The sequence below is a fragment of the Chryseobacterium lactis genome, from assembly GCF_003815875.1.
In the GTDB taxonomy this organism is placed as follows: Bacteria; Bacteroidota; Bacteroidia; order Flavobacteriales; family Weeksellaceae; genus Chryseobacterium; species Chryseobacterium lactis.
Map to the genome: position 1 here is coordinate 5,298,588 of NZ_CP033924.1, position 12,909 is coordinate 5,311,496.

Sequence of the window (12,909 nt, forward strand, 5' to 3'; positions counted from 1 at the left end):
ATGATCACCTAATCCCATAACTTTTCCGGAAAAAGAAACCATGCTATAATCTACTGTAAATCAACAGGTCTATGAGTTTCGATATTTATCGATCATAAAAAATGTTGTGACAGATGTATCACAACATTTTCATTATCTTATTAGAACCGTATTAAAGCTTGGTAATTGTAATTGTAAACACATCTTCCGGCATATCTACATTATCTTCGTACGAGCCTACGTTTATAAAGTATTCGGTTCCTGAAATCGTTGGAATCACCAACGTCTCCGCAGTACCTCCACCACCGTTATCTCTTGTTCCTACACAAGTCAGGTTACTGCATGTTCCAAGGAAAACTCCAATTTTAGGATCAAAAGAAAGCGTAGAAGGAGCTACTTTAATGGAATACTGCCCACCGTCTCCTATCATCTTGAACCAAAGACCATCATTCATCCCATCATTGGCACATGCCAAAATAAATCCTCCGTTATTCGTAGAAGACATCGCATCACTCTGCACATAGGAATAAGGAAAAGTACTTGCTACCAAAGCTCCCGTACAGACATCATTTACCGGTATCGGAGGGATGGTTTTAAAAGTATTTTCTGTACAACCGGCAGACTCTCCATTTGCTGAAACAGCTGTCACTTTTAAGTAATAAGTTGTATCGCGGTTAAGAACAATTGAGGGTGAAAGATTCAAGTTATTTGTACTTACTACTTGCTGATTAATAATATCCGTACCTCCTGTGCCTGTTCCCAGAGAAACTTTGTAAGAGCTGGCTCCTGAAACCGCTTGCCAGCTTATATTAGGAGACAAGGAGATATATTGGGCGTTATTGGCAGGATAAAGTACAATAGGGCATCCGGGCGTTGTATTGGGAATTAATCCTGAAATTGTTATTGCTGATTTATAATCCGCCCGTAATCCTCCCGGTGGAGACGCAGGATCAATTACTTCACGATCTCCTTTATAATAAAGCGTTGAATTGGGAAGATACGGATACACACGAAACACCTCATCAAAATTATTAATATCAATACTTGGAGCACTTTCTTTTGCTGCTATTACTAAATTATCTGTGTTATTATATGGAAAAGGTGTGGTGAGAACCACTTCAACTTTACCATTATTTTTTGTAACATTTCCGGCAAATACCTGAGTCAGCTGAGAAGCAGGAATCCAATCTGTGCTTGAAGTAAAAGTTGATTTAGAGGTATGTCCAAGATATAGAGTCCAGTTAGAGGAATCGGTAATTGTTGCTGTTGGATCCAGATAAAATGTAAGCCCGGTAATATTTCCGGCAGCATTGGTATTTATTTCCTGTTTAAGATAGATCTGCTGAACGTATGAATAGGAAAAAAAACTGCTTACAGGGGCGCTTCCAACGTTTGTACTTCCGATATTGAGATTGATCTGTGCATCAAACACGGACGATATCAACACCAGAAGTAAAAGTAAAATTCTTTTCATAATTGACAATATTAATATCTGATTTTATGCTAAAATAACAATAAAATTTAAATTTATATAACAAAAATAGATTATTCAATCATATTATTAACATAAGTACATAACAGTCAATATTTAAGTTTTACACAATAGCCAATAAAAAACAAAACAAATCGCAACTCCATTCAACAAATAGTGAAAATTAATACATATTTTGATATATTTACAACAAATACCAAGTAATATGCACAAAAAAATATTTTTTTTAAGTCTATTCTTTACGGGTCTTATACAATCACAGGTAACCACAATGACTAATGTAATTTCAGAAGCAGTTTATTATGATGGTTATGCCGCAACGGTATCACAGCCTGTGCCTACCGGATTGACCAGATTAAATAATGCTAGATACACCCGAAAGCTTTCAGATATTGAACTTAATTCTTTTAAAACAACCATTGCGATGAGGGTCACAATAGGTGCTTTGTGTGATAATTATGACCGCCTGGGAGAAGTTTTCCTTGCATTAGTACCCAAAAATCAGACAACCTACGCAATCAATGACCCAAATGTTAAAAGAATTGAAGTCGGAAGGTATATTACTCCGTTTATGAATAAAAACAGAACTCCCGTGGAAGTTCCGTATACTTATAATGTAAGCAATTTATACAGTATATTTCATGATACGGAATTACGTAACACTTATGACATCTACATGGAACTGGATGTTTTTGGAGTTCCGTATGCGGCTAATAACGAAGTTCCGGGCTGTGCCGGCAGAAATGATGTCTTTACCGGAACGCTGACATTCTTTTCGAATGATTCCGGAGCAGCCAGTGATTATAACACCCTTGTTCCCTTACTTTCTTATAACGCACTTAATAAATACAACAGCACGGACGTTCCGGGTGAAACGGTACGAATTGTAAATTTCAACCTCCCTAATGCTATCACGAATGCCAACTTTGTTGTAATATCCACTCCGCATGGTGCCAATAGCGGCGGAGAAGAATATGTAAGAAGGCAAAACTATACTTATATTGATGATGTACAGATGCTAACATATACACCGGGAGGGACATCATGTGAGCCATTCAGGGTATATAACACACAAGGGAACGGAATCTATGGAGCAACTCCCAAGACTGAATCCGACTGGACTTCATGGAACAACTGGTGTCCTGGAAACTCTGTCCCGATCAGAGGATTTACATTACCTAATATGGCTGCAGGAAACCACACACTGAAACATACAATTCCCACAGCTGTATTTAATCAAAATCAAGGTGATGTATATTTATCTGTCTATTTGCAAGGGAAGAGCAATGCTACTTTAAATGTAAAAGACATTAAAACAGTCGATGTGGGTATATATCCTAATCCTACTTCTGATATTGTACATATAAAATCACCAATAGCTGTGGCCTCACTAAGTCTGTTCAGCATGGATGGAAGGAAGCTATCTGAAACGTACAAAGAAAACACAATTGATCTTTCTTCTTACAGTGCTGGTGTGTATGTATTGAATATCGTCCTTAAGGATGGAACTGCATTTAAACATAAAATTGTTAAAAAATAAAAGAAAGATAACTTTTCTGAATTTACATTCTAAAACAATTAAGATATAAGCTCCTGATGAAGAATATTCGTGAGGAGTTTTTGTTTGTTAAAGCCACCATCTTCAGCCAGAAATAAATATAATTTAAACTTAACAACCTTAATAACCTTATTATCTACTATAATATTTCAAAATTTAATCAAAATAACCTTTAATTTAAAATTATTAAGAATACCAATCGATATCATTCATACTTTGTTCACAAATTCATCACATATAGTTTATTTTAAATAATTAACAATAAATAGAGTTATAAATTATCAAATCAACAAAATAAACTTTTTTTTATAGCATATTTTTTTATACATTTATAAAAACACCAATACTATGTACAAAAAAATATTTTTTCTAAGCCTACTTATTGCAGGCCTGTTTAAATCACAGACCCTCACTCCTGTGATCACCCAAGCAACTTACTATGACGGATATGCCGCTACAGTATCACAACCAATTCCACCCGGATTGATCAGACTGGGCAATACCAGATACTCGAGAAAACTGACAGATAATGAACTTAATTCTTTCCAGTCAAAAATCACTATCAACGTAAAAATAGGTGCACTATGTGACAATTATGATCGCCTGGGAGAAGTCTTTCTTACATTAGTCCCTAAAAATCAAACTACTTATACAATGGATGATTCCAACATTAAAAGAATTGAAGTTGCCCGCTATATTACTCCGTTTATGAACAAAAACGTTCCTCCTACAGAAGTTCCTTATACTTATGATGTAAGTAATTTATACAGCATATTTCATGACACCCAACTACGAAACACCTATGACATCTATATGGAACTGGACGTTTTTGGCGTTCCCTATGCTGCTAATAATGAAGTAGTAGGCTGCAATAGCAGAAATGATGTTTTTACCGGAACTCTTACTTTATCATCAAATAATATAGGCAGTCCTTCTGATTACAATACATTAGTTCCTATACTTACTTACAACAGACTCAACAACTATAATAGTACCGACGTTACAGGTGAGACCGTTAGAATTACAACCTTTAATCTTCCCAATCCTGTCTCAAATGCCCGCTTCTTTGTAATATCCACCCCACATGGTGGAAATCCCGGAGGTGAAGAATATAACAGAAGACAGAATTATACTTATCTGGACGATGTACAAGTTCTTACCTATACCCCGGGAGGAGTCTCCTGTGAACCTTATAGAATCTATAATACACAAGGCAACAGGATTTATGGATTCACTCCTAGGACCGACTGGACATTATGGAATAACTGGTGTCCTGGTGCAGCTGTCCCTATCAGGGAATTTACAGTAAGTAATATGGCTGCAGGAAATCACACGTTAAAGCACACTATCCCTACCGCTGTTTTTAATGAAAGAAACGGTGATGTCTACCTTTCTGTTTATATGCAGGGGAAAAGTAATTCTTCTTTAAATGTAAAAGATATTAAAACAGTTGATGTCGCTATCTACCCAAATCCCACTACTGATATTGTGACCATACAATCAAAAGCAGGAGTAGGATCGCTGACTCTTTTTAGCATGGATGGAAAAAAAATATCTGAAACGAATAAAGAGAACAAAATAAACCTTTCTTCTTACGGAAAAGGGGCCTATATTTTAAAAATCGTTCTTAAAGACGGCACTGCTTTCAGCCATAAAATCATTAAAAAATAAAGTTCAAAAAAAATTCAGATTTGGTTTATCCCTCCTATGAAAATGTTCAAAGGAGGGATTTTGTATTTAACAATTGTATCAGACTTACCAGATAATCTCCATACGATTATGATCGGATCTCTTTAGAAAACAGTGTAATTAATATTATTTTTTGAAAGAGTTAAAAAATTTTAACTTTAATCGTTGATCCAAAAAATTGTCATTTCCAGTTTATTACCCTATTTTTGGAGATTAAAAATTTCGCAAAATGAATTATCATTTTCAAGCGCACAGACAAGTAAGAAAGAACCTTTTAGACATCCTTCAGAATACATCCCACGAGGATTTGCTGCTGATTCCGGATGGTTTCAACAATAATATTTACTGGAATATTGCCCATACCGTTGCTACACAACAGCTTTTGCACTATTACCTGAGCGGAAATCCGTTCCGTATTGATAAGTATTGGATTGAAACTTATAAAAAAGGTACTTTACCCAACTTAAATGTCCAAAAATCTGAAGTGGAAGATTTGGAGTTTTTACTAACGGAAACTTCAAAAATTCTGATGAAGGATTATGACAGCGATTTCTTTTCAGACTATACTCCTTACACCACGAGTTTCGGAATGGACCTGAAAAGCATCCAGGATGCTATTATCTTTAACAATATGCACGAAAGCCTTCACTATGGTTATGTGATGGCACAAAAAAGAGCAATTTTAGGAGAGATAGGAAGATAGTGAATCTTACTGGGTAAGTCAATGAGTAAAAAATTGATTTATAAAGTAAAATTCACAATTAGCCATTCACTATATAATTATATAATAAATTTTCAATGAAAGACGATTTTATTTTCGGGCTACGTCCCGTTATTGAAGCAATTGAAGCGGGAAAAACAATTGACAAAGTCTTTGTGCAAAATGCACTTCAAGGCCCTATTTATGCTGAACTGAAAGCAATTTTAGCGAAAAATAAAATCCGTCCCAATTATGTTCCGGTTGAAAAACTGAACCGTTTTACAAGAAAAAACCACCAGGGAGTGGTTGCTTTTATTTCGGATGTTCCGTTTCATAAAGTGGAGGATATTGTTCCCCAGTTATTTGAAGAAGGAAAAACTCCTTTCTTATTGATTCTGGACAGGCTTACTGATGTAAGAAACTTTGGTGCGATTTGCAGAACTGCAGAATGCGTAGGTGTAGATGCAATTGTTATTCCTGAAAAAGGAGGAGCTCCCATCAATTCTGATGCTATAAAAACATCGGCAGGTGCTCTTTATAATATCAAAATCTGTAAAGAAAATAACCTTGCACATGTGGTAGACTTTTTGCAACAAAGCGGAATCACCGTATTCTCTGCCAGTGAAAAGGCAGAAAAATTAATTTACGAAGTAGATTTCACAGAGCCATGTGCGATCGTTATGGGAAATGAGGAAACAGGTATTTCTAAAGAAGTACTACACCATTCAGACGAAAAAATAAAGCTTCCGATTGAAGGAAAAACTCAATCTTTGAATGTTTCTGTTGCTTGTGGCGCGATTTTATATGAAGCTGTAAGACAGAAAATATTGAAATAAGTTAATTCGATAACACACAACACTTAAAAAATCAGAAAATGAAAAACATAGCAGCATTAGCGCTTATCTCATCTATAGCTCTTGTATCTTGTAAAAAAGAAACGGCAAAAATCACGAAAGTAGATCCTAAAACAGGAAAAACAGTTACGGTGGAAGTTCCTGCTGATTCTGTAGCAAAAGTTGCAGAAAATCCGGCAATCAGAGACTCTGCAGGGATTGTGAAACAAACTTTTAAACTTGAAAAAGGAAAAACATATCCTCTTACCACTTACCAGAGAGATGTGAAAACAATGACAGATCCTCAGGGAAAATCTATTACCGCTACCAGCGAATCTACAGATGAAATGAACTTCACCGTAGATGATATCAAAGGAAACGTATATGATATGACCCTTAATCTTGTTGCAAAAAGAAGTTCTCAGTCTGCACAGGGAAAAACGGTTGTGGTAGATACAAAACAACCTCTTCCTAAAGAAGATGAGCTTAAAATGATCTGGAATATCAACAGAGCACTTACCGGCAATAAGCTTAACATGAAAATGGATACAAAAGGAAATGTAATCTCCATCACAGGTTTTGATGCAGTTTATACCAAAGTATCTACAGCTGTAGGAACGCTTATTAAAGATGCGAACGAGAAAGCCAGTGTGGTAGCAAGTCTTAAGGGATCTTTCAATGAAAAAGTATTAAAAGATCAGTTTAATAAAAATCTAACGATTATTCCTAAAAAAGGAGTAAAAGTAGGTGAAAAATGGACAACTTCTGAAAACGCAGATGCAACCGGAAGCGTTAAAGTTACTTCAAACTATGTTTTGAAAAGTCTTGGTAACGGAACTGCAGAAATTGCTGTAACAGGAGGTATTCCTAAGAAAACAGAGAAGAAAGCTCAGGGACCTATTACGCACAGTCTGAGCAGTGAGCTAGTTCAGAACGGAACGATCAAGTTTGACGAAAGCACAGGATGGATTACCAACCAGAACATCAATGTAGTTACTACACAGATAGAAAGCATTTCAGACGGAAAACAATCTCAGTCTATGAAAAGTGTTTCAAAATCTTCTGTAATGGTAAACCCTTCTGCTAAATAATTCAATAAAAACGTTTGAGGTTGGGAACTCAAGGGAAGCTTTATATTCTCAGCCTTGAACTTTAAATTTAAAAAGTTATGAAGTACATTCTTGAGTTAGTACTATCTGCCATCATTATTTTCTTTGTCTGGAATATTCTGAAAAGGATATTCTTCAAGACATTTTATAGTTATTGGTTCAATAATAATGATAACGCGAATAAGAAAGAGCAGGATATACACAACTCGAATAAGAATAATCAAAACCTTAAATGGGATGCGGAAACCGTAGACTATGAAGAGGTGAAAGAGACTAAAGACAAAAGGTAAAAATTCCAAGAAATAAGATAATAACCAGCATGGCAAAAAACAAAAACTTAATTTATATTGCGATTTCATTAGTAGTATTTATAGTTTTAGCATTTTTATATTCCACTCCTGTATTTACAGGGAAACAGCTTTTCCAGCATGATATTGTACAATACAGAGGAGGCGCAAAAGAACTGCTCGACTATAGAGCCAATACCGGAAATGAAACCTATTGGAGTGATTCCATGTTTGGAGGAATGCCGACTTATCAGATGGGAAGCCAGTTTAAAGGCGATATCATCAAGAAAATCGACAGCAATCTGAATTTTTTACCGAGACCGGTTAATTATCTGTTCCTGCTTTTCGCAGGTTTTTTCCTTTTGGGAATGGTAGTGGTGAGAAACTGGAAATATGCTCTGTTAGGAGCCACTTTCTTTGGACTATCCACTTATTTTTATATTATTATCGCGGCGGGACACAATGGTAAAGTAAACACTATTGAATATTTCGCACCGCTTTTAGCCGGAATTCTATTAGTTTATATCCGGAAACAATACATCTGGGGATTCATTGTCACGACCCTTTTCATGGGACTTCAAATTGCAGCGAACCACCCGCAGATGACCTATTATCTGTTTATAGCACTAGGATTTTTATTCCTCTCGGAATTGATCAGAGCAATACAGAAAAAAACTCCGATGAAACATTTCCTTATTTCATCAGGAATCATTGCAGCATCCTGCCTTATTGGTGTTGGTATGAATTCACAAAGGATTATGGCCAATTCTGAGTATGTAAAGGAAACAGTGCGTGGAAAACAGATTCTGACAAACGACAGCCATACTTCCGGAAAATCAGGAATGGACAAGGAAAGCATGCTGATGTGGAGCTACGGAAAACTGGAAACATTAAACCTGTTTATTCCAAGATTAATGGGTGGTGGTAGCCAGGAACCGGAAGGAAAAGAAATGATGAACAAAGTTCAGGAACTTGTTCAGGAAAATGTAGGCTCACAGGCTGAAATGGATAGAATCTCCAAAGGATTCAGCGGAATGACCTATTGGGGTGACCAACCGGGAACTTCAGGTCCGGCTTATCAGGGAGCAATCGTATGTTTTCTTGCTGTATTAGGATTTTTCTTTGCCTGGAAAAAGTACCGTTATTGGGTTCTGGGAGCATCAATCCTTACTGTTTTATTGGCTTGGGGAAGCAATTTCATGCTATTATCAGACTTCTTTATCGACTATGTGCCATTCTATAATAAATTCAGGGCTCCTTCTTCAATCTTAGTGGTTGTAGAATTGTTATTCCCTTTAATTGCCATGTTAGGGTTGTACAGATTCTTTACTGATGAAAAGCTGACAGAAGAATACAAGCAAAAAATCCTGACGTACGTAAGTGGTGGAACATTAGGATTATTACTTATTCTTTTAGTATTTGGAAAATCATTGCTAGGTTTTGCGACTGAAGGTGAAAAAACATATTTCCCTCCTTTCCTACTCGATTATCTTGTAGATGAAAGGTATAAGCTTTTCAGAATAGATGCTATAAAGGCATTTATTTATGTAGCGATTGCTGCTGCTGTTTTGTTTTTAAGTTTAAAGAAAAAATTAAACCAGAATATTGCATTGGTCGTGATTGGAGTAGTAAGTTTATTTGATTTGTGGACGGTTAACAAACGTTATTTAAATGACGAAAACTACGTAGACAAAATCTTCGCTGAAAATCCTTTTCAGACTGAAAGCTCAGACTTGCTGGCTGAAAAAGTTCAGGCAAACCCAAATCTGGCCTCAATCTTATCCAGTATAAACATCAACAAAACACTGGAAACTATTGCAGAAAAAGACAAAGCCCACTATAGAATTTACAACCAGACTTTGGGAGTAACCAGTGAAACCAATACGTCTTACTTCAAGTCTTCCATTGGAGGGTATCATGCTGTAAAATTAAGAAGATATGATGACCTTCTTAATGAATACATTTCAACAATTGACAGTGTAAAAACGCCGAAAATATTAAATTTACTGAACACCAAATACATGGTTTTCGGAGGACCGGATCAACCACAAGTCGTTCCGAATCCGAAAGCAAACGGAAATGCATGGTTTGTAAGTGATCTGAAATTTGTAGATACTCCTAATGAAGAAATAAAATCCATCGGGGTTATCGATAATAAGAAAACGGCTGTTATTGCTTCTTCTGATAAATCATATTTCAGCAATAAACCTGTTCAGGCAGATTCTACAGCATTTATCAATCTTACGAAATATCAGCCGAATGAGCTGGAATTTAAATCTCAGTCGAAAACGCCTCAGCTGGCTGTATTCTCTGAAGTTTACTATCCTCATGGCTGGAAGGTTTTAATTGATGAAAAAGAAGTTCCTTATATTAAAGCAGACTATCTTCTTCGCGCAGTACATGTGCCTGCAGGAAGTCACCATATCAGAATGGTTTTTGAACCTGAAGTGATTGAAAAAGGAAAATGGATCTCACTTTTATCTTTTGGATTATTTATCGCACTGGCTGCTTTTGGGCTTTTCTGGATAAATAAGAATAAGAAAAAAGAAACGTTAACTGAACAAAAAGCTTAATATATGAAAGTGATATGGCGTGTCATTCTGAATGAAGCATAGCGGAATGAAGAATCTCTAAATAAAATGAAAACATTAGGAACCCATAATTATTATGTTTATATGCTGACTAACAAGGTAAAGACAGTACTATATACCGGAGTTACTAATGATTTGAAAAATAGATTATTTTGGCATCAAAATCCTGAAGCTGTTGGAAAAAGCTTCACTTCAAAATATAAATGTTTTTACTTAATTTATTTTGAACATTTTGATAGCATTGAAATAGCAATAGCCCGGGAAAAACAAATAAAAGGTTGGACCAGGGAAAAGAAAGAAAACCTAATTACAGAATTCAATCCAGATTGGAAATTTCTTAACGAAGAAGTTGAATGAGATTCTTCACTTCGCTAAGCTTCGTTCAGAATGACAAATAACATACAAATGGAACAAAAGAAAATATTGATCATCACCTATTACTGGCCTCCTGCGGGAGGCCCTGGTGTTCAAAGGTGGCTCAAATTTGCAAAATATCTTCCGGAGTTTGGCTGGAAACCAATTATCTATACTCCGGAAAACCCAAGCTATCCTTTACTAGATGATAGTCTGATGAAGGATGTTCCTGAGAATATTGAAATCGTCAGAACAAAAATCTGGGAGCCCTATCAATTGGCTGAAAAGCTTAATAAAAGCAATAAAAAATTTAAAGCCGGGCAATTTGATGTGGGTAAAAATCAAAGCTGGAAATCCAAACTATCCATCTGGGTGAGAGGAAACTTTTTCATTCCTGATGCCAGAGTTTTTTGGGTAAAACCTTCCATCAGATTTTTGGAACATTATTTAAAGGAAAATAAAATAGATGCCGTTGTTACTTCGGGACCCCCTCATTCATTACATCTGATTGGATTAGGTCTGAAAAAGAAGCTCCCACATCTGAAATGGATTGCAGATTTCCGTGATCCATGGACGGAAATTTCCTATTACAAGCATTTAAAATTAACAAAAAGCTCAGATAAGAAGCACAGACAACTTGAGGCTGCAGTCTTCAAAAATGCAGATATCACCTTAGCAACCAGCTATACCGATGCAGAAAACTTCAGAAAAGCAGGTGCAAATGCAGTCTGCATTACGAATGGATTTGACGAAAGCGACGGGAACCAATTTACTAATTCACCAAAGCAAAGCAACGCCTTCACTTTAAGTTATATTGGGGTATTGGAACAGCTGAGGAATCCTGAAAACCTTTGGAAAGTTCTGGATGAACTCGTGAAAGAAAATTCAGAATTTGCAAAACATTTCAGTTTAAAATTTGTTGGAAGGATTGACGATAAAATTCTGCAATCCATTGAAAATTCAGCTTTAAAAAATCACATTCTGAACCTCGGTTATCTTTCACATGGTAAGGCGGTTGAAGAAATGAAAACTTCCGATATGCTGCTTATAACCAACTTCCCAAATGATTCTTCAAAAGGTATCATTCCGGGAAAAATCTTTGAATATTTGGCTTCAGGAAAACAGATTTTATCTTTTGGGCCTGCCGGAGCTGATGTTTCAAAAATTTTAGAAGAAACACTGGCCGGTAAGCATTTTAATTATACGGACTCTGAAACGGTAAAAAGATTTATTTTAGAAAAATTTGATTTTTGGAAAAATGGAAATCTTCATGAAAACACTCAAAATATTGAACAATTTTCAAGAAGGAACCTGACTCAACAATTAACAAAAATACTATCATAAAAGAAGCGGGAGAACATACAAAAATTACTGTTCTCCCGCTTTTTATTTCTTATCCTTTGTTCTCCGATTTTAAATCTTTAAATTGTCCACTGATCATTTACAACGGCAATCACATAATATTTCCCCTCGAATTCCTCAAATACTAAACGAATGGTTTTCCAATCCATTTCGCCATACTTTTCGGTACCTTTAAGAAAGTTTTCGGTAAAATTATCCCCGGGATACATTTCTTTTAAATTGTTCAGTGAGTTTCCACCACCTATAAAGGTATTCAGTGAATATTGTCCTTTTGTAAAATCTTTTGAGAATACCCATTTTAAGATATAATCATTGATTGTCGCTTTGTAGGGATCCCCAGAACCATCATGCGCTCCCCAGGTAAATAAGGTCTTCGTAGGTTGAAATTTTTCGAAATCAGCTTTGGAAAAATGTTTATCCTCTTTTTTATCAACAAAAGCATACATTGAAAAACGAATTCCTTTTTGAGGGTGAATCAGGGCAGCAAAAGCTTGATAATCTTTATTCTTCAAAGCCTGTAAAACCTCATCATTCGTTTTTTTCAAAGCTTCTTCCTTATTCGGTATCGTCTGGGTAATACCAAGGCTATCTTTTTTTACCTGTGCTGTAGAGTCGGTTGTCTGAATAGAAGGTTTACTATCATTTTTTTTACAGGCAACAACCAGCCCTATAATACAGATTGAAACAAGTAGTTTTTTCATATTTCTAATTTTGCGATAGATAAAAAAGCACCAAATCTGATGCCACAATAAGATGTCAGGCACATGACATATGAGCATAGAATTTTGATTATCAAGATAATTTTAGATAAAGACAGATGATATGTAAGTAAGCTAAGGCTCACTCCTATTAATAGGATGTTTACCTTAATATAATTGATAATTGATAATTGATAATTGATAATTGATAATTGATAATTGATAATTGATAATTGATAATTGATAATTGATAATTG

General features: G+C 35.6%; 11 protein-coding genes. 9 read left to right on the plus strand and 2 right to left on the minus strand.

Translation table 11 applies throughout. The features are described from left to right. Nucleotides 1–151: 151 nt before the first annotated feature. A complete protein-coding gene (locus tag EG342_RS23630; RefSeq protein ID WP_103293110.1) occupies nucleotides 152–1,453 on the minus strand; it encodes a hypothetical protein in 1,302 nt (433 codons plus the stop codon). A 223-nt stretch (nucleotides 1,454–1,676) separates the two neighbouring features. Here EG342_RS23630 and EG342_RS23635 point away from each other — a divergent pair, with 223 nt between their 5' ends. From EG342_RS23635 to EG342_RS23675, 9 genes are all read left to right on the plus strand, one after another. Further along, the gene (locus EG342_RS23635; RefSeq protein ID WP_103293111.1) at nucleotides 1,677–3,011 is read left to right on the plus strand and encodes a peptide-N-glycosidase F-related protein; all 1,335 of its coding nucleotides are present in this window, start codon (nucleotides 1,677–1,679) and stop codon (nucleotides 3,009–3,011) included. Nucleotides 3,012–3,377: 366 nt separating this feature from the next. Next, on the plus strand, nucleotides 3,378–4,700 hold the full coding sequence (locus tag EG342_RS23640) for a peptide-N-glycosidase F-related protein (protein ID WP_103293112.1): 1,323 nt from the start codon (nucleotides 3,378–3,380) through the stop codon (nucleotides 4,698–4,700). 247 nt (nucleotides 4,701–4,947) lie between these two features. Continuing rightward, entirely contained in the window at nucleotides 4,948–5,421 is a 474-nt protein-coding gene (locus tag EG342_RS23645) for a DinB family protein (protein ID WP_103293113.1), read from the plus strand. A gap of 95 nt (nucleotides 5,422–5,516) precedes the next feature. Beyond that, a complete protein-coding gene (gene rlmB, locus EG342_RS23650; protein WP_103293114.1) occupies nucleotides 5,517–6,254 on the plus strand; it encodes a 23S rRNA (guanosine(2251)-2'-O)-methyltransferase RlmB in 738 nt (245 codons plus the stop codon). Nucleotides 6,255–6,292: 38 nt separating this feature from the next. Beyond that, nucleotides 6,293–7,342, plus strand: coding sequence for a DUF6263 family protein (locus EG342_RS23655; RefSeq protein ID WP_103293115.1), 1,050 nt, complete (start codon nucleotides 6,293–6,295; stop codon nucleotides 7,340–7,342). A 77-nt stretch (nucleotides 7,343–7,419) separates the two neighbouring features. Continuing rightward, nucleotides 7,420–7,650, plus strand: coding sequence for a hypothetical protein (locus tag EG342_RS23660; protein ID WP_103293116.1), 231 nt, complete (start codon nucleotides 7,420–7,422; stop codon nucleotides 7,648–7,650). 29 nt (nucleotides 7,651–7,679) lie between these two features. Next, nucleotides 7,680–10,220, plus strand: coding sequence for a YfhO family protein (locus EG342_RS23665; RefSeq protein ID WP_103293117.1), 2,541 nt, complete (start codon nucleotides 7,680–7,682; stop codon nucleotides 10,218–10,220). Between the two features lie 66 nt (nucleotides 10,221–10,286). Further along, on the plus strand, nucleotides 10,287–10,595 hold the full coding sequence (locus EG342_RS23670) for a GIY-YIG nuclease family protein (RefSeq protein WP_103293118.1): 309 nt from the start codon (nucleotides 10,287–10,289) through the stop codon (nucleotides 10,593–10,595). Between the two features lie 48 nt (nucleotides 10,596–10,643). Beyond that, on the plus strand, nucleotides 10,644–11,936 hold the full coding sequence (locus tag EG342_RS23675) for a glycosyltransferase family 4 protein (protein WP_103293278.1): 1,293 nt from the start codon (nucleotides 10,644–10,646) through the stop codon (nucleotides 11,934–11,936). Between the two features lie 77 nt (nucleotides 11,937–12,013). On the opposite strand, the gene EG342_RS23680 is transcribed toward EG342_RS23675, so the two are convergent. Continuing rightward, nucleotides 12,014–12,655 (minus strand): hypothetical protein, encoded by a 642-nt coding sequence (locus EG342_RS23680; RefSeq protein WP_103293119.1) that lies wholly within the window; start codon nucleotides 12,653–12,655, stop codon nucleotides 12,014–12,016. Nucleotides 12,656–12,909 lie beyond the last annotated feature (254 nt).